Origin of the sequence: Elioraea thermophila (ex Habib et al. 2022) (genome assembly GCF_003336755.1) — a bacterium.
GTDB lineage: Bacteria > Pseudomonadota > Alphaproteobacteria > Acetobacterales > Acetobacteraceae > Elioraea > Elioraea thermophila.
This window is the reverse complement of the sequence record NZ_QMDI01000002.1, coordinates 597,536-619,458: the sequence shown is the minus strand read 5'-3', so window position 1 is coordinate 619,458 and position 21,923 is coordinate 597,536. Positions and strand designations below refer to the sequence as shown.

Annotated in this window: 16 protein-coding genes; 14 read left to right on the top strand and 2 right to left on the bottom strand. The window is 69.6% G+C overall.

Annotated elements, in window-relative coordinates:
• The first annotated feature begins 701 nt into the window (after window positions 1-701).
• From DWB05_RS14600 to DWB05_RS04755, 6 genes are all read left to right on the top strand, one after another.
• Window positions 702-1,055: a flagellar biosynthesis repressor FlbT gene (locus DWB05_RS14600; RefSeq protein WP_157967080.1), complete on the top strand. Its 354-nt coding sequence runs from the start codon at window positions 702-704 to the stop codon at window positions 1,053-1,055.
• A gap of 180 nt (window positions 1,056-1,235) precedes the next feature.
• Complete coding sequence (locus tag DWB05_RS04775) at window positions 1,236-3,209, top strand: flagellar hook-basal body complex protein (RefSeq protein ID WP_157967079.1); 1,974 nt, start codon at window positions 1,236-1,238, stop codon at window positions 3,207-3,209.
• Window positions 3,210-3,245: 36 nt separating this feature from the next.
• A complete protein-coding gene (locus DWB05_RS04770; RefSeq protein ID WP_114375519.1) occupies window positions 3,246-4,793 on the top strand; it encodes a flagellar hook-associated protein FlgK in 1,548 nt (515 codons plus the stop codon).
• Between the two features lie 10 nt (window positions 4,794-4,803).
• Window positions 4,804-5,925, top strand: a complete 1,122-nt coding sequence (locus tag DWB05_RS04765) for a flagellin (RefSeq protein WP_114375517.1) — start codon at window positions 4,804-4,806, stop codon at window positions 5,923-5,925.
• Window positions 5,926-5,995: 70 nt separating this feature from the next.
• Window positions 5,996-6,745 carry an SDR family oxidoreductase gene (locus DWB05_RS04760; protein ID WP_114375514.1) on the top strand — a complete coding sequence of 250 codons (750 nt, stop codon included), beginning with the start codon at window positions 5,996-5,998 and terminating at the stop codon, window positions 6,743-6,745.
• A complete protein-coding gene (locus DWB05_RS04755) occupies window positions 6,742-7,413 on the top strand; it encodes a DUF1194 domain-containing protein (RefSeq protein ID WP_114375512.1) in 672 nt (223 codons plus the stop codon). Before DWB05_RS04760 ends, DWB05_RS04755 begins: the two co-directional genes overlap by 4 nt.
• Window positions 7,414-7,437: 24 nt before the next feature.
• Here DWB05_RS04755 and DWB05_RS04750 read toward each other — a convergent pair whose 3' ends face one another.
• Window positions 7,438-8,580 (bottom strand): YbfB/YjiJ family MFS transporter, encoded by a 1,143-nt coding sequence (locus DWB05_RS04750; protein ID WP_114375510.1) that lies wholly within the window; start codon window positions 8,578-8,580, stop codon window positions 7,438-7,440.
• A 157-nt stretch (window positions 8,581-8,737) separates the two neighbouring features.
• On the opposite strand from DWB05_RS04750, the gene DWB05_RS04745 reads away from it, so the two are divergent.
• The 7 genes from DWB05_RS04745 to DWB05_RS04715 are packed head-to-tail and all read left to right on the top strand — an operon-like array spanning window position 8,738 to window position 17,355.
• Window positions 8,738-10,390 (top strand): amidohydrolase, encoded by a 1,653-nt coding sequence (locus tag DWB05_RS04745; protein ID WP_114375508.1) that lies wholly within the window; start codon window positions 8,738-8,740, stop codon window positions 10,388-10,390.
• 8 nt (window positions 10,391-10,398) lie between these two features.
• Window positions 10,399-11,340: an ABC transporter permease gene (locus DWB05_RS04740; protein WP_114375506.1), complete on the top strand. Its 942-nt coding sequence runs from the start codon at window positions 10,399-10,401 to the stop codon at window positions 11,338-11,340.
• On the top strand, window positions 11,337-12,218 hold the full coding sequence (locus DWB05_RS04735) for an ABC transporter permease (protein ID WP_114375504.1): 882 nt from the start codon (window positions 11,337-11,339) through the stop codon (window positions 12,216-12,218). Before DWB05_RS04740 ends, DWB05_RS04735 begins: the two co-directional genes overlap by 4 nt.
• A 20-nt stretch (window positions 12,219-12,238) precedes the next feature.
• Window positions 12,239-13,837, top strand: a complete 1,599-nt coding sequence (locus DWB05_RS04730) for an ABC transporter substrate-binding protein (RefSeq protein ID WP_114375501.1) — start codon at window positions 12,239-12,241, stop codon at window positions 13,835-13,837.
• A 17-nt stretch (window positions 13,838-13,854) separates the two neighbouring features.
• The gene (locus DWB05_RS04725; RefSeq protein ID WP_114375499.1) at window positions 13,855-15,306 is read left to right on the top strand and encodes an amidohydrolase family protein; all 1,452 of its coding nucleotides are present in this window, start codon (window positions 13,855-13,857) and stop codon (window positions 15,304-15,306) included.
• Window positions 15,299-16,285, top strand: coding sequence for an ABC transporter ATP-binding protein (locus DWB05_RS04720; RefSeq protein WP_114375497.1), 987 nt, complete (start codon window positions 15,299-15,301; stop codon window positions 16,283-16,285). The genes DWB05_RS04725 and DWB05_RS04720 overlap by 8 nt, the downstream gene beginning before the upstream one ends.
• Window positions 16,282-17,355, top strand: coding sequence for an ABC transporter ATP-binding protein (locus DWB05_RS04715; RefSeq protein WP_114375495.1), 1,074 nt, complete (start codon window positions 16,282-16,284; stop codon window positions 17,353-17,355). The genes DWB05_RS04720 and DWB05_RS04715 overlap by 4 nt, the downstream gene beginning before the upstream one ends.
• A gap of 6 nt (window positions 17,356-17,361) precedes the next feature.
• On the opposite strand, the gene parE is transcribed toward DWB05_RS04715, so the two are convergent.
• Entirely contained in the window at window positions 17,362-19,326 is a 1,965-nt protein-coding gene (gene parE / locus DWB05_RS04710; RefSeq protein WP_114375493.1) for a DNA topoisomerase IV subunit B, read from the bottom strand.
• Window positions 19,327-19,532: 206 nt separating this feature from the next.
• Here parE and DWB05_RS04705 point away from each other — a divergent pair, with 206 nt between their 5' ends.
• Window positions 19,533-21,821, top strand: coding sequence for a methyl-accepting chemotaxis protein (locus DWB05_RS04705; protein WP_114375491.1), 2,289 nt, complete (start codon window positions 19,533-19,535; stop codon window positions 21,819-21,821).
• Window positions 21,822-21,923: the final 102 nt, after the last annotated feature.

Here is a 21,923-nt window from a genome sequence, read left to right as displayed (position 1 = left end):
CATCGGGGCTGCTGGCCGCATCTCCTTCCACAGGTGTCGAGGAAGGAGGTCGCAGTGGAACCGCCTCCAACGTCGGCCTGCCGAGCCGCGGCACCGGCCAATCGGCTTGGGGTGCGACAGGCCCGCGTTCCGAGGACGCATCCAAGGCGTCGGGCAAGGCCACAGGGCTCGGTTGAAGATCGACCGCGACGCGGTCGGCAGTGGGATCGGCGGGGTCGGCGGAGGGAAGGGAGGGAAGAAGGCCGGCCGCAGCGTCTTCCGCCGGTACCGCCGCGGTCGCGGCTGTCTCGGCCGGCTCAGCCGCAAGGGCTGCGCCCAGCAGAGCCTCGAAGCCCGCGCCGCCGGACAAGGGCTGTGCGTCTGCCGTCGCGACAGCCTGCCGCGGCAGCGGAACACCTGGGATGGCCTCAACCTGGGGAAGCATGGCGGCTCCCCCCGCGCAAATCTCGGGCCAGAGCCCACCATCTGCCGAAGAGCCCGCGCGACCCAGCGCATCACTCCCCATGAGGCATCAGGAAGCGGCAAGCTCTTCCCCCCGAGTGCGGCACATCCTGCCCAGTGGGGGCCGAGACTGCCGAGCCGACAGCGTATCGGGCCGCGCGAACCCTCGGTGGGACTGCTCTTCGGATGCGGCACGGCGGTTGCTGCGCCTTGTTGGCCGCAACTGTCGCGGCAGCACGCAAGAAATCTGGAGGGGCAGGATGCCGCTGAAGGTTGTTCTGCGTCCGGGCGAAACCATGGTGGTGAACGGCGCGGTGATCGGCGCCGGTGACCGGACGGCGACCATCTTCCTGCACAATCGCGCGCAGTTCCTGCGCGGACGCGACATGCTTCGCCCGCAGGACATCGACGGCCCTGAACGCGCGCTCTACTACGCCATCCAGTGCCGTTACCTCGGCACCGACGAGAGCGATGTCGACGCCGCGCTGGCCCGAGTCCGCGCCGTTCGCCCCGATGCGACCGAGGTGCTGGAGCGCGTCCGCGCACTTGTGGCCGAGGGCCGCGCCTACGAAGCGCTGCGTCTCTGCGCCCGTCTCTTCCCCGCGCGCGGCTGAGACCGGACGGATCTGCCCGGCAAGCCCTGCCGAGCGGAGCGAAACGACGCGAACCCGTGTGCGGGAGAGGTCGAAAAAAGCGCCATCCTTTCCCCGATCAGCGCTTGGCACGCCGCCTGCTCGACCAATTCCGACCAAGGCGCGAACAGGAGCACGAATCCCATGTCCCTCTTCGGAGCGATGACCACCGCGATCGGCGGCCTCAGCGCCCAGTCCCGCGCGCTCGGCCACATCTCGGACAACGTCGCCAACAGCCAGACCGTCGGCTTCAAGCGGATCGACACCAATTTCGTCAGCTTGGTGACGAACTCCAGCCAGCGGTTGCACTCGCCGGGCGGGGTGGTGGCGCGGCCGGACTTCGCGCACACGGTGCAGGGCGCCATCGAGCAGGTGGAGAACCGCACCGCACTCGCCATCGCCGGCCAGGGCTTCTTTCCGGTTGCGCAATCGAATGGCGAGGTGAACGGGCTTCCCACCTTCGACCCGCGCCCGTTCTTCACGCGAGCAGGTGACTTCGCGCTCGATCGCAACGGCTATCTCGTCAACAGCGCCGGCTATTTCCTGCAGGGCTGGGGCGTGGATCCGACGAGCCGGCAGATTGATCGCACCGGCCTGCAGCCGATCCGGGTCAGCCAACTCGTCTCCAACCCAGTTGCGACCAGCGAAATCACCCTGGCCGCGAACCTTCCGGCCAACCCGCGCGAGGGAGAGACGACCTTTGCCTCCTCGGTGGCGATTTACGACGCCTTGGGTCAGCAGCGGACCCTCGAGCTCGTCTGGACCAAGGCCGGCATGAACAACTGGCGTCTCGACATCGCCGCTCCCGGCTCCACGCTCGATCCCGTGGGTGGTGCGGCCAGCATTCCGGGCTTCAACGATCAGGACATCAGCGCTTACAACATCGCGGCCACCGTGCAGCCCGTGCGGCAAACGCAGGAAGTGAACATCGACACGGTCACCGCCGGCCAAACCTACAGCGTGGTCATCAACGGCATCACCCTCAGCTACACCGCGACCCCGGTCGATACCGCGACCACGATCCGCAACCAACTGATCAGCCGCATCAACAGCGAAAGTGCCACCCTCGGTGTCACCGCCGTGGTGATCGATGCCGATACCTTCGAACTGCGGGCGGTCACGCCCGGCACGCCGTTCACCCTCGGCTCGCTTCCCTCCGTCATGAGCCTCGGGGCGACGACCGCGAATGTGCCGGCATCGTATCAGACGGATGGCTTCATCTTCACGGGCACTGTCGGCGAGGTCGGGGACACGTTCACCATCTCGCTCTCCGGCATCACGGGTGGTTATCCGGCAACGCGGTCCTGGACCTACACCACGACGGGAACCGAGGGCTCGATCAACGCGATCGCCAACGGGCTTGCCGCGCTGATCAACGCCGATCCGGACAGCCCGGCGGTGGCTTCGGTGCAGGGCGGAATCCTCACCCTGAAAGCGAAGCCTGGCGTGCCGATACCTTCGTGGACCGTCGACCCGCCGGCGACGACGAATGGCACGATCCCGCCGCACATCGCCGTCACCTTCGGCGCCCCCGGCGATTCGTCGCGAGCCGGCACGATCACCGGGCTTTCGGCGGCGAACGTCGCCGGCGGCACCGCGACCGTACCGGCGAACCAGCTGACCGGCGACCGCGCCTATGTCGACATCGTCGTCAACTACGGCTCCGGGCCGCAGAACGTGCGCGTCTTCCTTGGCACCTTCGGCCAGGCCGACGGCGTGACGCAGTTCGCCGGGACGGATTACGCGGTGCGCAGCCTGGAACAGAACGGCGTACCGCAGGGCAGCTTCTCCTCGCTCTCCATCCGCGAGACCGGTGATGTCGTCATCAATTACGATAACGGCCAAAGCCGCGTCATCAACCGCATCCCTGTCGTCACCTTCAATGAACCCGACAAGCTCGAGCGAGTGGATGGTCAGGCCTTCATGCGCACGATCGAGTCCGGTGAAGCCCGCGTGCTCGATCCCTCGCGCGACGGGGCCGGCAAACTGGTGGTGGGGTCGATCGAGCGTTCGAACGTCGACATCGCTGCCGAATTTTCCAAGCTCATCCTGGCCCAGCGCGCTTACACCGCAAACACGCGCATCGTCTCGGCCTCCGACGAGATGCTGCTCGACACCATCAACATGAAGCGGTGAGCGGACGGCGGGTCAGGCGACTGAGCGGACGGCGCCATGGGGCTCGATACCTCCCTCGGCATCTCGGTGAGCGGGCTGCGCGCCATCGGCGAGCAGCTGCGGGTGGTGTCGAACAACATCGCCAACGCCGAGGTTGAGGGCTACACGGCGAAACGTCTTGCCCAGCGATCGGTGACGGCGGACGGGCGCGGCATCGGGGTCGCCACCGGGCTTGTCCTGCGCAACACGGAAACCGTTCTGCAGCGTGCGGTCTGGGCCCGGGAGGCTGCGGTGGCGGCGGCCGGCGTCCGCGTCGAGGTGCTCGGCCCCTTGGAGGCCTTGCATGGCGCGCCCGAGGACGGGGCGAGCCTGGCCGGCCTCGTGTCGCGATTGCGCGACGCCTTCATCGGCCTTGACGCCGCGCCATCCTCCTCTGGCGCACAGGTCGCCGTCGTGGATGCGGCACAGGCGCTGGCAGGCAAGCTGAACGCGCTCGCCGAGGCGGTCACCGAGGCGCGCAACCGAACCCAGGGGTTGATCGCCGAAGGTGTGATCGAGGCCAATCGGCTGCTCGGCGAAGCCGGCGAACTGACGCGCGACATCATGCGTCTGAAGGGAGAGGGGCGAAGCACGGCTGATCTCGAGGATCGCCGCGACGCCGTGATCGGACGGCTCAGCGCCTTGCTCGATCTGCGCGTCGTGCTGCGCGAGGACGGGGGCATGCTGGCAGTGACCGCGACCGGCCGCACCGTGCCCCTTTCCGCCGACGCGCTCTCCTTCGTCGCTTCGCCTCTTGCCGCCGGGGCGTTCTACCAACCGAGCGGCGGCACCGTTCCGCCGCTGCTGTTGCGCGACGGTGTCCTGGCCAACGGTGGCACCGACATCACGCTCGGTCATCTCGGCGGGCGCCTCGGCGCCCTGCTCTCGTTGCGCGACCGCGAACTGCCCACGCTGCAGGCGGAGCTCGACGAGTTCGCGCAGAAGCTGGCCGTGCGATTCGATCAGCAGGGGCTCAGGCTGTTCACCGACCCGTCGGGCCAGGTTCCGGCAGAGGGCGGCGGTATCGTGCAGGCGGGCTATGTCGGCTTCGCCGCCACTATTCGGGTGTCGCGCGACGTCGCGGCCGCGCCACGGCTCGTGCGTGACGGCACGCACGCGGTCTCCTTTCCGTTCGAGCCGTTCTATTTCACGCCGAATCCGCCAGGCGGTCCCGCCGGGTTCGACACGCTGACGAAGCGCGTCCTCGCCTTCACGTTTGGCACCGAGCTGGCGCGCGGCACGCCGCACGATCCGCCGTTTCGCACGCTGGGACTTGGGCCGCAAGGGGCACTCGACAGCCGTCTCACCAGCACCGGTACCCTCACCGACTTCGCCACCGCGCTCGTCTCCGGCCAGACGGGGCGACTGGCTGCGGCGCGCGCCGAGCTCGAGAGCGAGCGCACGACGCGCGACCTCCTCGTCAACCGCTACGCCGATGCGGTCGGCGTCAATCTGGACAAGGAGATGGCCTTGCTCGTGCAGCTGCAGAACGCCTACGCGGCGAACGCGCGGGTGATGGCCGCCGCCCAGGCGATGTGGGACTCGCTCATCGCCTCGGTGCGTTAGGAGGGTGACGATGGAAATCGGCTCGTCCTTCGGCACGATCGGGCGTCTTCTCGGTGGGGCGCTTTCGGTGCGTGACCGGCTCGATCTGCTGGTTCGCCAGGCCTCCGACGGACGTCGCGCCGAATCCTATGCTGGCCTTGGTGTGGATGCCCGGCGCAGCATCGATCTGCGGGCGGAGGTTGCGCGCCGCGACTCCTACACGCGGGCGATCGACGTCGCTCAGGCTCGGATTGCCGTGATGCAGGCGGCGCTGGGGCGGATCGGCGAGATTGCCTCGGACATGGCGGCGAAGGCGCTCAGCCTCATCACCCTCGATACGCCCGCGGTCGCGGCGACGGCGGTCGCCGCCCGCGAGGCGTTGCGCGAGGTTGCGAGCCTGTTGAACGCGCAGGCTGGGGAGGTGTTCGTCTTCGGCGGCGCCGACACCGCGCGTCCCCCCGTGCCGAACGCCGACGCCATCCTCTCTTCGCCGTTCTTTCTCGCGATCGAAGCGGCGACCCGTCAGCTCGGCGAGCCGTGGGATCATGACAACGACACCCTCACGCCGGACATTCCGCGCTCCGCTGCGCAGGTTCTGCTCGATACGCGCGACATCGCGGCCTCCGACGACCCTGCGGTGACGCCGTTCTCCCCGTTTCTTTCCGAGCTTTCGCCCGACGGGGCGGTGAATGCGCCGCGCGCCTCGCTTCTGGCGGAAGACGGTGCGCGCGTCACTTACGGCATCGTCGCCAATGCGAATGCGGTGTCCACCGTCGTCTCCTCGGAGCCGACCACGGGTAGCTACATGCGCGACATCCTGCGCGGGATTGCGATGCTCGCCAGCCTCACCGAGGACGAGGCGGCGTCTGAGGAGTTCGCCCCCCTGTTGCAGGGCATTGCTGCCAGCCTGCGCGCCGCCCATCAAGCGCTGGAGGACGATCGGGCCGCCCTTGGCGTGGCCGAGCAGCGGCTTTCGCGGGCGAAGGAGGCGCATGCCGACGTCAAGGTGGTTCTCGCCGCGCAGATCGCCTCCGTCGAGGATGTGGACATCGCGGAGGTCACCGCGCGGCTGCAGCTTCTGCAGGTGCAGCTCGAAATGTCGTACCGTCTGATCGGAGCGCTCCGCGACCTGAACCTCGCCCGCTATCTCTGAGAAGCACCTCTGGCGAAAACAGCCTGCCCGTGCTGCACTCGAAGCCTGGTGCAGAGGGGCAGGGGAGAGAATGAAGCACAAGATCGCCGTGGTGACCGGAGCGAGCTCGGGTATTGGCCGCGCCGCGGCCCTCGCACTCGCCGAAGCGGGGTGGGCGGTCGTGCTCGCCGGGCGGCGGCGCGAGGCGCTCGAAGAGACGGCCGCCCTCGCGCCTGCGGGCGCTCGCACGCTGGTCGTGCCGACCGACGTCGCCGACGAGGCTTCCGTCGAGTCACTATTCGCCGAGACGCGGCGGGTGTTCGGCCGCCTCGATCTCCTGTTCAACAATGCCGGCTCGAACGCGCCCGCCGTTCCGTTCGAGGAGCTTTCGCTCGCGCAGTGGAATGCGGTCGTCGCGGTCAATCTCACCGGCGCCTTCCTCTGCGCGCGTGCCGCGTTCCGCCTGATGAAGGAGCAGGATCCCCGCGGCGGGCGCATCATCAACAACGGTTCGATCAGCGCACACGCCCCACGCCCCCTCAGCGCCCCCTACACGGCGACCAAGCATGCGATCACCGGCCTGACCAAGTCGCTCGCCCTCGACGGGCGCCCGTACGACATCGCCTGCGGACAGATCGACATCGGCAATGCCGCAACGCCGATGACCGAGCGCATGGCCGAAGGGGTGCGCCAGGCGGATGGCCGGATCGCGCCCGAACCGCGCATGGACGTCGCGCATGTCGGGGCGGCGATCGTGCACATGGCGAGCCTTCCGCTCGAGGCCAACATTCTGTTCATGACGATCATGGCGACGAAGATGCCGTTCGTCGGCCGCGGATGAGACGGCGTTCGTTGCTGGCGGCGGCGGTTGCTTGCGCGGCCGGCCCTGCCTTCGGGCGCGAGCCGGTCGATGTCGCTCTCGTGCTGGCCACCGATGCCTCGGGCTCGATCGACGACGACGAATTCCGCCTGCAGAAGGAAGGCATCGCCGAGGCGATCGCCGATCCGCGCGTGCTTGCTGCCATCGCCTCGCAGCCGATCGGACGGTCGACCTTCGCCTATCTCGAATGGGGCTCGCCCGGCGCGCCAAGCCTGATCGTGCCCTGGACCGTGATCGCCGGAGCGGCGGATGCGGCATGCTTCGGCGAGGCAATCATGCGCGCCCCGCGCTCGCTGCAGTCCTGGAACGCGATCGGCGACGCGATCGTTCTGGCGACCGACCTTCTGCGCGACTGCCCGTTCGAGGCGACGCGCGGTGTGATCGATGTCGCCGGTGACGGGCCCGACATGCGCAGTCTCACGCCGGCGTCGCGGGCGCGCGATGCGGCCGTGCGCGAAGGTTACGTGATCAATGCGCTCGCCATTGTGCTTCGGCCGGCGGCGAGAGGGCTCGTCGACCACTATGCGCGCGACGTGATCGGTGGCCCCGGCGCCTTCGTCGAGGTGGCGGAAGGGAGGGGTGATTTCGTCACCGCGTTGCGCCGGAAATTGTTGCGCGAGATCGCCTGAGCACTGGCGAGGCGTGGACGCTTCTCAGCGCCGCGGCAGCAGCGCGAACGCGGCGATGGCGATAAGCCCGGCGCCGATGAACAGGGGGCGATGGTCGCCGAAGGCGGCGAAGGCGGTCGCGGTCGCCCAAGCGCCGAAGGCTTGGCCGACGGCATAGCCGATCGTCGCCCTCCGCCAGGTGCGTGCCGCCTCTTCGGCGCCGGCAAGCTCGACGGCGCGGTTCAACACCAGCGGCGGCAAGCCCGGCGTGAGTGCGCCGACGATCAGGGCGGAGACGATCGCGGCGGGAACCGTAGGCATCGGCGCAGGCGCGGCCACGGCTGCGACCTGCGCCAGGATCGCGAGCGACAGCACGCGCCGGAAGCCGAGGCGATCGCCGAGCCTTCCTCCGAGAACGGAACCGAGTGCTGCACCGAAGCCGTAGGCCACGAAGGCGAACGCGCCGAGCACCACGCCGCCTGCGAGCGGGCGGGCGACGAAATCGGAGATCAGCAGCATGTGCGGAACGAGCGCGACGGCGGAAACGGTATAGGCCCCGACCAAGCGGAGCAGGTCGCCGTGGGCGAGGCTGCGTTCGGCCGGCGCAGGCGGCAGAGCGGGCGGCCAGCCGTGCCAGGCAACGGCGGTCGCCATCGCTCCCCCTGCGGCGAGACCCCACCAGGCGGATGCGACACCGAAACGGAGCAGGACAGGCAGCAGGCTCGAGGCCGCGGCGATGCCGCGCCCGACGCCAGCGAACATCCAACCGCCGGTGCGGCCCCGGCGCGTCGCCGGTACCGTTGCGAGAAGTGCGGGCGGGCCGAGCACCATGATCGCGCCACCCGCGATGCCGGCGAGACCGCGGAGGAGAAGAAAAGGCCACAGGCCCGGTCGTGTCGCGCAGCCGGCGAACGTCGCCGCCGTCATCGCCATCGCGATGCGCATCAGCGACGGCAGCGGGATCAGGCTCGAGGTGGGGCGGGCGAGCGCCGCACCGATGAGATGGGCGATGAGGTTCGCCGCCCCGGCCGATGTCGCTTCCGCCGCGGAGAACCAGCCTTCGGCGACCATTGCCGGCAGGAGCGGCGTGTAGGCGAAGCGACCGAGCCCCAAGCCCACCAGCAAGGCCGCGAGGCCGATGCGGGCGGCTCGCGATGCGTCCTGCGGTTCCGTCGGGCTCGACGTCATGCTGCGCTACGCTAGGCGAACCGTGCCCGGCTTGACGCCCGTTTTCACCACCGCTCACAGTTGCGTTCGCTGCGCACGTCGTCGCACGACGCCATCGTCGGCGACGGCAATCGATCGCGCGGGGAGAGCGTTGCATGGTGCGGATGACGGCAGGGAGATGAGCGAAGGCGCGCGCGCGGAGCTGCTGATCGCGGGCGGCCCGATCTGGTGCGGCAAGCGGGAAGGCTTTGCCGAGGCTCTCGCCATCGGCGGCGGGCGCATCCTTGCGGTGGGAAAGGCGGCGGACGTCGAGGGCATCGTCGGCGCCGCGACGCGCCGCTTCGATCTCGCCGGCCGCCTGGCCGTGCCGGGGTTGGTCGAGGCGCACATGCACCTCCTGCCCTATGGCCTCGGCCTTTCCCAGGTGAACCTTCGCCCGGACAACGGCGTACGCACGCTCGACGAACTCCTGCGCCGGGTGGCGGCGGCTGCGGCGCGGCAGCGGCCCGGCACCTGGGTCCTCGGCCGCGGCTACGATCAAGGCGCGCTCGACATCGGACGCCATCCGACGGCGGAGGAGCTCGACCGCGCGGCACCCGACCACGCGGTCGTCATCAAGCGCACCTGCGGCCACATGCTGGTGGCGAACAGCGCAGCGTTGCGGCTCGCTCGCGTCACGGCGGACACGCCCGATCCGGAGGGTGGTGCGATCGGCCGCGACGGCGGAAGGCTCACCGGCCTGTTCCAGGAACGGGCCATGCGCCTGGTCCTCGACCGCGTACCGCCGCCCGACGTGACGGCGATGGTGGAGGCGATCGCCGCTGCTTGCCGAAGCCTCGCCGCCTTTGGCTTCACGTCCGCGACCGACATGAATGTCGGCGCGACGGCGGGTCTTGCCGAGATCGACGCCTATTCTCGCGCCGAACGCGATGGCGCCCTGTCGCTGCGCCTGTGGCAGGTGCTGGCCGGCAACCCCGAGGGCATCGCGGACGCGGCGTGGGAGGCCGGACTGCGGCCGATGTCGGGCGGGCCTTTGCTGCGCTGGGGGGGCGTGAAGGTGTTCGCCGACGGTTCGGCCGGCGGGCTGACCGCCGCCTTCTCTGAACCCTATCTCGAGGAAGCAGGCGGCGGATCCGGGCTCCTCTGTTTCACAACCGAGACGATGCACGCTCTCCTCGCGCACTACCATCGCCGCGGCTGGCAGCTCGCCATCCACGCCATCGGCGATGCGGCGATCGAGCAGGTGCTGAGCGGGATGGAGGCGGCGGACACGCCCGAGCATCCTGTGACGGGCCGCCGCCATCGCATCGAGCATTGCGGCTTCGTCACGGCGGATCAGCGGCGCCGCATGCAGGCCCGTGGCATCGTCCCCGTCCCGCAGCCGGTGTTCATCCACGAATTCGGTGACCTCTATGTCGCCAATCTCGGGCGCGCGCGTGCCGAGGCCTCGTATCCGATGCGGACTTGGATCGACGAGGGCGCGGATCCTTCCGCGAGTTCCGATGCTCCCGTCTCCACCGTCGATCCTTTCGTCAACCTGCACGCGATGCTGACACGGCGGACCCATCGCGGCACCGTGCTCGGGCCCGATCAGCGGATCACGCTCGCCGAGGCGCTGCACGCCTATACTCGTGCCGGCGCCTTCACCCAGTTCGCCGAGGCCGAACGCGGCACGCTCTCACCCGGCATGCGGGCGGATATCGCGGTGATCGACCGCAATCTGTTCGCCTGCGAGCCGCACGAGATCCTGGGCGCGAAAGTCGATCTCACGCTGCGCGATGGTGCCGTGCTGTTCGACCGGCACGGCGAGCTCGCCGCGGCCGCTGCCTGAGCTGCACGATGCTCGGCCACATCCTTCGCCGCCTCGCCACCGCCGTGCCGGTGATGGTCGGCGTTCTCCTCATCGGCTTCGTCCTCCTTCAGGTCGTGCCGACGGATCCCGCCACCGTCCGCGCGGGGCCGATGGCGAGTGCCGAGACCATCGCCGCCATTCGGGCCGATCTCGGCCTCGATCGCCCGCTGTGGGAGCAGTTCCTGCGCTACCTCTGGCGTCTGGCGCAGGGCGATCTGGGCGTGTCCATCATCAACAACGTGCCCGTCGCGCAGGAACTCGCGGCGACCATTCCGCCGACCCTAGAGCTGATGGTCGCCTCCCTGGTCTGGGCGATCCCCTTGGGCCTGCTGCTCGGCACGGTGGCTGCCTATTGGCGGGGGTCGCTCTTCGATCGCGCGGTGATGGCCTTCGCCGTCGCCGGCGTCTCCGTCCCGGTCTTCTTCCTTGGCCTGCTGCTGATCTGGTTCGTCGGCTTCAAGTGGCAGCTCCTGCCCTTCACCGGACGGGCGGGCCCACTGTGGACGCTCGAGGGACTGCGCGCGATCGCGCTGCCTGCGCTCACCCTTGGCGGCGTCTTCGTCGGGCCCGTGGCGCGGATGACGCGCACCGCCGTGCTGGACGTGCTCTCCGCCGACCACGTGCGCACCGCCCGCGCCAAGGGTTTGGCCGAGCGTCTCGTCGTGCTGCGCCACGCCTTGCGAAACGCGCTCATTCCCGTCGTCACCCTGATCGGGCTTCAGATTGGGTTCCTGCTCGGCGGGGCGGTGGTCACGGAGACCATCTTCTCCTGGCCAGGCGTGGGGCGGCTTGCGGTCGGCGCCATCCTGTCGTCGGATTTCCCGATGGCGCAGGGGACGATCATCGTGCTCAGCCTCGGCTTCATCGTGATCAACCTGGTGGTGGACGTGCTCTACGCCGTGCTCGATCCGCGGGTACGTGCGGCATGACAGCCGGCGTGCAGGGAATGACGGGGGCCTTGCCCGACGTCACACCGCGCGGCCCGAGCCTTCTGCGTCGCGTCCTGGCCGATCCTGGGGCTACGTTTGCCGCGTTGCTCGTTCTGCTCTTCGTCGCCGCGGCCCTGTTCGCCCCGCTGATCGCCTGGGTCGATCCGTACGAGACGAACCTTGCTGCGACCCTTCGCCCGCCTTCCGCCGAGCATTGGTTCGGCACCGATGCGCAGGGGCGCGATCTCGTCGTGCGCTGCCTCTACGGGCTCAGGCTGACGCTCTTGATCGGTCTCGTTTCGGTTGCGATCGGCGGCGGGCTTGGCATCCTCGTCGGCTTCCTCGCCGCCTTCTACCCGCGCCTCGATGGCGTGCTGATGCGGCTGATGGACATGCTCCTTTCCTTCCCCGCCATCCTGTTCGGGCTCGCGCTCGCCGCCATCTTCGGGCCCGGCGTGGTGGCGGTGGTGACGGCGCTCGCGATCGCCACCGTGCCGCTGATGGCACGGATCGTGCGCGGCGCGGCCCTCGTCGTGATGAAGCAAGACTACATCGAAGCCGCGCGCGCGATTGGCATGAGCGATGCGCGGCTGATCTGGCGCCACGTCGCCCCGAATGCGGCGAGCGCGATCTTCGTCTTCGCCACCCTGCGCTTCGGCCAGGTGATCCTGCTCGGCTCCGCCCTCTCCTTCCTCGGGCTCGGCGCGCAGCCGCCGACCGCGGAACTCGGCGCCATGGCGGCCGAGGGGCGCAACTTCCTGTTCTTCGCCCCCCACATCTCCGTGGTGCCGAGCGTGATCATCTTCCTCGTGGTGCTGGCCTTCAACATCCTGGGCGATGCGCTGCGTGACGCGCTCGACCCGAGGCTTCGCGTGTGACGAACAGACGGGAGACGACGATGCGACGGACGACACGACGCCTGCTTCTCGCGGCATCCGCCATGCTCGGGCTCGGTCTCGCGGAAGCCACCGCGCAGACCGCGCCGCGCGACACGCTCGTCATCCTGCGCGAGATCGACGCCGACCGCTACGATCCGCACCGCGCGGTCGCCTTCGCCGCCGGCGAGGTCATCTTCATGATGACCGACACCCTGGTCAGCATGGACTGGGACCAGCAGACCATCCGGCCGGGGCTTGCGACCTCCTGGACGGTCAGCGAGGACGGCAAGCTCTATACCTTCCGCCTGCGCGAGGACGTGACGTTCTGCGACGGACGAAAGATGACCGCGCACGACGTGGTCTATTCGCTCAATCGCTGGATCGATCCCGCCATTCGCGGCCCCGTGCGCTGGCGTGCAGGCCCGGTGAAGGAGATCAGGGCGAAGGACGACTACACCGTCGAGTACGAACTCACCGAGCCCTACGCCGAGCTCCTCTTTCAGCTCACCCTGTTCTTCGCCGGCGTGGTCGATCGGCATACGGTGGAACGGCTCGGCGAGAATTTCGGCACGCAGGGCTTCAACGGCACCGGGCCGTATTGCTGGGTGTCGTGGACGCCGCGCCAGGAGCTCATCCTGCAGCGCCACCCGACCTATTCCTGGGGGCCGCCGATCTACCAGAACCCGCGGCCGCAGATCGAGCGCGTGATCTGGCGGATCATTCCGGATCCGAACACGCGCGTTGCCGCGCTCATTACCGGACAGGGCGACATCACGCAGTACATCCCGAACTTCGCGCTCGAGACGCTGCGCCGCACGCCGGGCATCACGCTCGCCAAGCAGCCGAACTACTTCGTCGACTTCTTCATGGGCTTCAAGATCGACAAGCCGGTGGTGAACGATCCGGCGATCCGGCGCGCGATCAATCTCGCGGTGGATCGCGATGCGATGGTGCGCGCGGTGTTCTTCGGCGCGGCCGACCCGATGCGCGGTCTGATCCACCCGGCCGCACCCGGTCACGACCCGGATCCGCGCGCGCGCGTTCCCGCGCACAACCCGGCCGAGGCGCGGCGAATCCTCGATGAGGCGGGCTGGCGGCCGGGGCCGGACGGCATCCGGGTGAAGGACGGCCAGCGCGCCTCGTTCCTGCTCTACGGCATCACCACGCAGGTCAACCGCCAGATGGCGGAGGCGATGCAGGCCGACCTTCGTCGTGTCGGCATCGAGATGCGCGTGCAGCTGTTCGACGCCACCGTCGCCTGGGGACGGCTCGCCACCCAGGAGTTCGATGCCTTCTTCATGAGCTACCCATACGTGTCGGCAACCGATGCCCTGAACCTCTACTTCCGCAGCGAAGCCGCGCCGACGCCGAACCGGATGAACTGGAAAGACCCGCAGACGGACAGCTGGTTGCGTGAGGCGCGTTCCGCCCTCGACGCCGCGGTGCGGCAGACGGCGGTGGCCAATGTGCAGCGCCAACTGACCGAAGCCGACGTCTGGTTTCCGATCGCGCACAGCCAGCTCTGGCTTGCCTCGGGGCCCCGCGTGGCGGGGGCGCGTCCGCACGGCGTCTACGGCTCCGCCCTCTACCGCGGCCTCGATCTCAGGCTGACGCGCTGAGACGGGAGCGAAGGGCGATGGCGGATCGGACGGCGAGCGGAACGACACTGATCCGCAATGCCGAGGTGGTCGTCGCGTGGGATGCAGCCGCGCGGCGCCACGTTTACCTCGACGGCGGCGATGTCGCCTTTGCCGACGGCACGCTTCGCCACGTCGGCCGCGGCTATGCTGGGCCGGCGGAGCGGGTGATCGACGGGGCTGGGCTCATGGTCATGCCCGGCCTCGTCAACATCCACAGCCATCCATCGTCGGAGCCGAAGAACAAGGGCATCACCGACGAAATCGGCAGCCCCGCACTATACCATTCGACCCTGTACGAGTACCTCCCCGCGCTCGTCATCGACGAGGCGGGGGCGAAGGCAGCGGCGCGCGTGGCGTTGGCGGAGCTCGCGCTTTCCGGCGTGACGACGGTGGTCGATCTCTCCGTCGCCTATGACGGCTGGCTGGATCTTCTCGCCGAGAGCGGGCTGCGTGCCGTCGTCGCGCCTATGGTGCGTTCCGCCCGCTGGTTCACGCGCAACGGCCACGTCGTCGAGTACGAGTGGGACGAGGCTACCGGCGAACGGGCGCTCGTCACCTCGCTTTCGCTCATCGAGCGTGCCTGCCAGCATCCTTCGGGGCGGCTCTCCGGCATGGTCGCGCCGGCGCAGATCGACACCTGCACGCCGCACCTGATCCGCGACAGCTTCGCCGAAGCGAAGCGACGCGGACTCGCCTGGCAGATCCACGCCGCGCAGAGCGTGGTCGAGTTCCACGAGATCACGCGCCGGCACGGTGTGACTCCCATCCAGTGGCTCGCCGAACTCGACGTGCTGTCCGACCGCAGCATCGTCGGCCACGGCATCTTTCTCGACGATCATCCGCGCACGCGGTGGTGGACGGATCGCGACCTCGCCCTCCTTGCCGAGACGGGAACCACCGTCGCGCATTGCCCGACGGTCTTCCTGCGGCGGGGGATCGCGCTGCGCGATTTCGGCCGCTACCGCCGCGCGGGTGTTCGCCTCGGGCTCGGGACCGACACCTTCCCGCACAACATGCTGGAGGAGATGCGCCACGCCGCCTATGTGGCGCGGCTGGTGGCGGAAACGCCGCGCACCCTCTCCACCGCCGATGTGTTCGAGGCGGCGACGGTGGCGGGAGCAGCGGCGCTCGGGCGTGACGACATCGGCCGCCTAGCACCCGGCTGCCGTGCCGATCTCGTGCTCGTCGACCTGCGTCACCCGGCGATGCGGCCGGTGCGCGACCCCTTGCGCAGCCTCGTCTATTCGGCCGCCGAACGGGCGGTGCGCTCGGTCTTCGTCGATGGCGAGGAGATCGTGCGCGAGGGGCGGATGCTGACCATCGACCTCGAGGCGGCTGCGGCGGAGCTCGAGGCGGCGCAGGCGCGCATGCTGGCCCGCGTGCCGGAGCGCGACCGGGCTCGCCGCCCCATCGACGCGCTCGCGCCCGCCGTGTTGCCCCATGCCTGAGGCGCCGCTGCTCGAGATCGACAACCTGCGCACGGTGTTCCGCACGGGGCACGGCGAGTTGCCGGCGGTCGACGGCGTCTCGCTCGTGATCGACACCGGTCGCACGCTGTGTATCGTCGGCGAATCGGGCTGCGGCAAGAGCGTGCTCGCCCTGTCCATTCTCCGCCTCGTCCCAAGGCCGGGGCGCATCGCCGGCGGCGCGATCCGGCTTGCCGGGCGCGACCTCACGGCCCTGTCGGAGGCGGAGATGCGCGGCGTGCGCGGTGCCGAGATCGCGATGATCTTCCAGGAGCCGATGACCAGCCTCAATCCGGTGCACACCGTGGGTTTCCAGATCGAGGAAGCCGTGCTCGCGCATCGTGCCGTCTCCCGCCGCGAGGCGCGGGAGATCGCCATCGAGTCGCTTGCCCGCGTGCGGATCCCCGACCCGAAGCGTCGCGCGGAGGAGTATCCCCATCGGCTGTCGGGCGGGATGCGCCAGCGGGTGATGATCGCGATGGCGCTGGCCTGCCGGCCGAAATTGCTGATCGCGGACGAACCGACGACCGCGCTCGACGTGACCATCCAGGCGCAGATCCTCGATCTCTTGCGCGAGTTACAGGCCGAGACGGGGATGGCGATCCTGCTCATCACGCACGATCTCGGCGTGGTGGCGGAAATGGCGGACGAGGTCGCGGTGATGTACGCCGGACGGGTGGTGGAGCGCGGCCCGGCAGAGGCGATCTTCAGCGATGCGCAGCACCCCTACACGCTCGGCCTGTTCGGCTCGCTTCCCCGGCTCGATGCGGAAGCAGAACGGCTGCTTGCGATCGAAGGGACCGTGCCGCCACCGTTCGCCCTCCCCTCGGGGTGCCGCTTCCATCCGCGTTGCGCTTTCGCCGACGGTCGGTGCGCGAACGACACACCAGCGCTGCGACGCTTCGGCGAACGGCACGAGGCGGCCTGCTTCCGCGCACCGTTGGAGGCGATGGCGGCGTGACGGCCCCGCTGCTCGCCGTTCGCGACCTCCGGAAGCACTTCGCGGTCTCGCGCGGCGTTCTGCTGGCGCGGCGAACCGGCACCGTGCGCGCGGTGGATGGCGTCTCGTTCGAGCTTGCCGAGGGCGAGACGCTGGCGCTGGTCGGAGAGTCCGGCTGCGGCAAGAGCACCACGGCGCGGCTGGTGCTGCGTCTGATCGATCCGACGGACGGCGCGATCCTCTTCCAGGGCAGCGACATCGCTCGGCTGCCCCCGGCGGCGCTCAGGCCCTTGCGGCGCGCGATGCAGCCCGTGTTCCAGGATCCCTTCGCCTCGCTCAATCCGCGCATGACGGTCGGGCGCATCATCGAGGAGCCGATGGAGGTGCACGGTCTCGGCGATGCCGCCTTCCGGCGCGCGCGCGTCGCTGAGCTGCTTCGCCTCGTCGGCCTCGCCCCCTATCACGCCGAGCGGTTCCCGCATCAGTTCTCGGGCGGGCAGAGGCAGCGCATCGGCATCGCGCGCGCGCTGGCGCTGGATCCCAAGCTCGTCGTGCTGGATGAACCCGTCTCGGCGCTTGACGTCTCCATTCAGGCCCAGGTGCTGAACCTGCTCGCCGACCTGCAGGAGCGGCTCGGCCTCGCCTATCTCTTCATCGCGCACGACCTCGCCGTGGTGCGCCACGTCGCCGATCGCATCGCGGTGATGTATCTCGGGCGGATCGTGGAACTGGCCGACAAGCGCTCGCTGTATCGCGCACCGCGTCACCCTTACACCCAGGCGCTGCTTTCCGCGATCCCCGTGCCCGACCCGCGGCGACGGCGCCGAGCACCGCTGCTCACCGGCGATCCGCCGAGCCCCCTCGATGTGCCGGCCGGTTGCGCCTTCCGCTCCCGCTGTTCCCACGCGCGCGCGCGATGCGGCGAGGAGAGGCCGGAACTGCGCGAGGTCGTGCCCGGCCATCATGTCGCCTGCCACTTCGCCGAGACGATTCCGGCGCCCGAACTTGCCTCCCTGGCTCCGGCCCCGACCCCGCCCGCGCTCGCCCGCCGGCTTGCCCTGCATGCGGCGCGCCGGGCGGCCAGGGCCTGAGCCGGCTCAGACGTCCACCGCCTCGGCGTCGAGTTTCCTGGCGTTTTCCTGGATGAAGGCGAAGCGAAGTTCCGGGCGGCGCCCCATCAGCGCCTCGACGATGTCGCGCGTGCGCGCAAAGGCCTCCGGTGGCATGACGACGCGGAGAAGCGTCCGCTTCGCCGGATCCATCGTCGTCTCGCGCAGCACGGCGGGCGGCATCTCGCCCAGGCCCTTGAAGCGACTGACCTCGACCTTGGTCCCTGGCTTGAAGCTCGCCCGTGCGCGGTCGAGATCGGCATCGTCACGGGCATAGACCGTCCGCCCCGCCCCGACGAGCCGATAGAGCGGCGGCTGGGCGAGGAAGAGCCGGCCGCGGCGGACGAGCTCCGGCAGTTCGCGCCAGAAGAACGTCATCAGCAGGGCGGCGATGTGCGCGCCATCCACGTCGGCATCCGTCATGATGATGACGCGACCGTAACGGAGACGATCGAGGTCGGCCTGCGGCCCGGAGCCGCAGCCCAGCGCCTCGATCAGGTCCTTGAGCTCCTGGTTCGCCTTCAGCTTGTCGGCCGAAGCGGAGGCGACGTTGAGGATCTTGCCGCGCAACGGCAGCACGGCCTGGGTTTCGCGGTCGCGCGCCTGCTTGGCGGAGCCGCCGGCGCTGTCGCCCTCGACGATGAACAGCTCCGTGCCGTCGCGCTCCTCGCGCGTGCAGTCGGCGAGCTTGCCGGGCAGGCGCAGCTTGCGGGTCGCGCTCTTGCGGGCGGTGGTCGCCGTCTCCTTGCGCGCGAGCCGCTCTTCGGCGCGGGCGAGGGCGAAGGCGAGCAGGTTGGCCGCTTCCTCTGGGTCGGCGGTGAGCCAATGATCGAAACGGTCGCGCACCGCCGCCTCGACCCAGCGGGCAGCCCCCGGTGTCGCGAGTTTCTCCTTCGTCTGGCCCTGGAACAGGGGCTCGCGGATGAAGACCGAAAGGAGGGCGGCGGCTCCGCCCATGACGTCCTCGGCCTGGATCTGCGCCGCCCGGCGGTTGTTGGTCAGTTCGCCATAGGCGCGCAGGCCCTTGACCAGGGCGGCGCGGAAGCCTGCTTCGTGCGTTCCTCCTTGCGGGGTCGGAACGGTATTGCAGTAGGTGTTGACGAAGCCCTCGCCGGAGAGCAGCCAAGTGACGGCCCATTCGACCCTGCCGCCGCCCTCCAGCGGGGCTTCGCCGGCGAAGGGACGGGGGGTGAGGATCTCCGCCCCCTCGGTGGCCGAGTTCAGGAAATCGACGAGACCGCCCGGGAAGTGCAGCACCGCCTCAGGCGGTGTCGGGTCGTTCGGGGCAAGCAGGGCTGGGTCGCAGCGCCAGCGAATTTCCACGCCGCGGAACAGGTAAGCCTTGCTGCGGCACATGCGGAACAGGCGGGCCGGGCGGAAGCGGGCATCGCCGAAGATCGCGGGATCGGGCGTGAAGCGCACCAGCGTGCCGCGGCGGTTCGGCGCCGGTCCGCGCTCCTCGAGCCGCCCGAGCGGGCGGCCTTTCGCGAAGCGCATCGCCCAGAGTTTGCGATCCCGCGCCACCTCGACTTCGAGATGTTCCGAGAGTGCATTGACGACCGAAGCGCCCACCCCATGCAGACCGCCCGAGGTCGCGTACACCTTGCCGCTGAATTTGCCGCCCGAATGCAGGGTGGTGAAGATCACCTCGAGAGCGGAACGATCCTTGAACTTCGGATGCGGATCGATGGGGATGCCGCGTCCGTTGTCGCGCACCGCCACACGGTTCGCCGCCTCCAGCGTCACCTCGATCACGCTCGCGTGCCCCGCCACCGCCTCGTCCATCGCGTTGTCGAGAATTTCGGCGAACAGATGATGCAGTGCGTTCTCGTCCGTCCCGCCGATGTACATGCCGGGGCGGCGGCGGACGGGTTCGAGACCCTCGAGGACCTCGATGTCCTTCGCCGTGTAGGCGTCGTCCTTGGTCGTGGCGCGGCTGAAAAGATCGTTCATGGTCCGTTCCGGAAGACGCGAGGGACAGTAGGGCAATCAGGGTGATCGCCACAAGCACTTGGGGCGGGCGAAGCCGCCGAAACGAAGGCGGCGGTCTCCAACCTTCCCCGAGCCCGCGTCCGGCGGCGGAGGCAGGGCCAGCGATTACCCCCGCTTAACCGGATTGTCGCCACTCTCGCCGGGGCTCGCGTCGGGAGGGCTAGGTGATGGCGCCGCGTTTGCGCTCGTTGGGACAGACCATCGGGGTCGTGCTCGTCGGTGTGACGGTGGTGATCGCCGCCGGGCTCGTGCTGGTCGCCGAACAGGCGCAGCGGCGGCTGGGCGAGGTCCTGGTCGAGCGGGAGATCGCGGCGATCGATGGGGCGGTCGGTGCCATCGTGCAGGCCGAGGCGGAGCAGGCGGCGTCGGTGGCGTCCGCCGTTGCCGCCATGCCGGCGGTGACGGAGGCCTTCCTCGCGCAGGACAGACAACGACTGCTCGCCCTCACCGCACCGATCTTCGAGGGGCTGAAGGCGCGCGGTGTCGCCGTCGACCAGTTCCAGTTCCACCTGCCGCCGGCCATCTCGTTCCTGCGCGTCCATCAGCCGGGACGCTTCGGCGATGACCTGTCTTCCTTCCGGGCCACCGTCGTCGCCGCCAACCGCGACCGCCGCCCCGTCGTCGGGCTGGAGGGAGGGGTGGCGGGGATCGGCATCCGTGGCGTGGTGCCGATCGCCTCGGCGGGCCAGCACCGCGGGACGGTGGAGATCGGTCTGTCGATCGGGCGGAGCCTCGTAGAGGAGATCGGTGCGCGTCTCGGCGCCGAGGTGGCGTTGACCGCCGCGACGCGGGACGGTCCGCGCCTGATGGCGACGACGCGGCCAGAATTCGGCGGCATTGCGCCGGCCGCGTTCGACGCCGCTCTCGCCACGGGCATCGCCACCGGCGCTCTCGACACCACGGGGGCCCGGCCCGTCATCCGCGGCACGGTGCCGCTGCGCGACTTCTCGGGCCGTCCGGTCGCCCTCGTCGTGCTCGAGCGTGATGCGACCGCCATCGTCGCCGCGCAGCATCGCGCGCGCTTACTGCTGTTTGGCTTGTCAGCCGCCCTCCTCCTGCTCGCCGTGGCGGTGGCGTTCTGGATCGGGCGCAGCCTGTCGCGCCCGGTGCGCGCCCTGGCAGCGGAGACCGAACGCATCACAGGAGGCGAGCTCGAGACGACGGTCAGCGGTGTCGCCCGGCGCGATGAGATCGGCGTCCTGGCCCGCGCTCTCGACGGGTTCCGCGAGGCCCTGCAGGAGAAGCGCCTGCAGGAGGAACGAGCGGCCGAGGCGAAGGCGGAGCGCGAGCGGGCGCAGCGCGAAATGGTGGCCGCGATGCGCAACTTCGGCGGTTCGATCGGCGGTGTGCTGAACGAACTTGGCGAGGCCTCCCGCCGCATGTTGGGCGTGGCGGAGCAGATGCGCGGCATCGCGGCCGCCGTCCAGACCCGTGCGACGCAGTCGCGGTCACGGGCGGAGGAGGCGGCCGTCGACCTCAACGGTGTCGCCGCCGCGACGGAGGAGCTGGCCAGCTCCGCGAAGGAAGTGCGCCGACAGGCAGAAACCACGGCACAGACCACCCGCGATGCCGTGGCGCGGGCGGGCGAGGTGGACCGTCTGGTCGATAGCTTGGCGCGCACCGCCGGCGAGATCGGTGGCGTGGTCAGGGTGATCGACGAAATCGCCGCCAAGACCAACCTGCTGGCCCTGAACGCCACCATCGAGGCAGCTCGTGCCGGCGACGCCGGCAAGGGCTTCGCCGTGGTCGCGCAGGAGGTGAAGACTCTCGCGGCGCAAACGGCGCGCGGCACGGCGGAGATCGCGGAGCGGATCGAGGCGGTCAAGGCCGCAACGGCAGAGGCGGTCGCTGGCGTGCGCGGTATCCTCGCCATCGTGCAGCAGATCGATGAGGTCGCCCGTGGCATTGCAACGGCCGTCGATCAGCAGGCCCTGGCCACCGGCGAGATCACCGAGATCGTCGGCCGCCTTGCCGGCAGAACGGCTGAGGTCGCGCAAGGCAACGCGGCACTTGCGGGGGAGGCGGACCGCGCGACGGGGGCGGCGGACGACGTCCACGAGACCGCCTCGATGCTGTCGAACCAGACTGCGGCCATCGAGCGTGAGGTGCGGACGTTCATCGAGGCCCTGGACCTGGACAGCGATCTGCGCCGCTTCGAGCGCTATGTCTGCGACCTCGCCCTGCGCGTCATCGCGCCGGAGGGAACGGTTGAGGCGAGAGCCATCGATGTCGGCCGGTTCGGGGTGGGTGGTATCGCGCGGTCGGTGCCCGCGTGGTTCAAGCCCGGCCACCCGGTCGAGGTCATGATCGACGGCGTGCCACGCGCGGTGCGCGGCCGCCTTGCCCACGTCAGCGCGGATCGGTTCGGTGTCATGCTGCTCGAAACCGAACAGACCGCGACGGCCTTGGCGGGACTGCTCGATCGGCTGCAGCGGAGCGAACGCCGCGCCGCTTGAGGCTGGGGCGGAAGACTCGCGGGAATTCGCCGCCGCCTGACAACTCCGGCAACGATGGCTTTTCGCCGGTGTCGTATCGGCCCCGCACCGATCAGCGAAGGG

Excerpts from the sequence above, each read along its gene's own strand:
- DWB05_RS14600 (WP_157967080.1), top strand. The coding sequence starts at position 702 with ATGCCGCTGAAGGTTGTTCTGCGTCCGGGCGAAACCATGGTGGTGAAC.
- DWB05_RS04745 (WP_114375508.1), top strand. The coding sequence starts at position 8,738 with ATGAGCGAAGGCGCGCGCGCGGAGCTGCTGATCGCGGGCGGCCCGATC.
- DWB05_RS04725 (WP_114375499.1), top strand. The coding sequence starts at position 13,855 with ATGGCGGATCGGACGGCGAGCGGAACGACACTGATCCGCAATGCCGAG.
- parE (WP_114375493.1), bottom strand. The coding sequence starts at position 19,326 with ATGAACGATCTTTTCAGCCGCGCCACGACCAAGGACGACGCCTACACG.
- DWB05_RS04735 (WP_114375504.1), top strand. The coding sequence starts at position 11,337 with ATGACAGCCGGCGTGCAGGGAATGACGGGGGCCTTGCCCGACGTCACA.
- DWB05_RS04760 (WP_114375514.1), top strand. The coding sequence starts at position 5,996 with ATGAAGCACAAGATCGCCGTGGTGACCGGAGCGAGCTCGGGTATTGGC.
- DWB05_RS04750 (WP_114375510.1), bottom strand. The coding sequence starts at position 8,580 with ATGACGTCGAGCCCGACGGAACCGCAGGACGCATCGCGAGCCGCCCGC.
- DWB05_RS04775 (WP_157967079.1), top strand. The coding sequence starts at position 1,236 with ATGACCACCGCGATCGGCGGCCTCAGCGCCCAGTCCCGCGCGCTCGGC.
- DWB05_RS04770 (WP_114375519.1), top strand. The coding sequence starts at position 3,246 with ATGGGGCTCGATACCTCCCTCGGCATCTCGGTGAGCGGGCTGCGCGCC.
- DWB05_RS04720 (WP_114375497.1), top strand. The coding sequence starts at position 15,299 with ATGCCTGAGGCGCCGCTGCTCGAGATCGACAACCTGCGCACGGTGTTC.
- DWB05_RS04740 (WP_114375506.1), top strand. The coding sequence starts at position 10,399 with ATGCTCGGCCACATCCTTCGCCGCCTCGCCACCGCCGTGCCGGTGATG.
- DWB05_RS04765 (WP_114375517.1), top strand. The coding sequence starts at position 4,804 with ATGGAAATCGGCTCGTCCTTCGGCACGATCGGGCGTCTTCTCGGTGGG.
- DWB05_RS04730 (WP_114375501.1), top strand. The coding sequence starts at position 12,239 with ATGCGACGGACGACACGACGCCTGCTTCTCGCGGCATCCGCCATGCTC.
- DWB05_RS04755 (WP_114375512.1), top strand. The coding sequence starts at position 6,742 with ATGAGACGGCGTTCGTTGCTGGCGGCGGCGGTTGCTTGCGCGGCCGGC.
- DWB05_RS04705 (WP_114375491.1), top strand. The coding sequence starts at position 19,533 with ATGGCGCCGCGTTTGCGCTCGTTGGGACAGACCATCGGGGTCGTGCTC.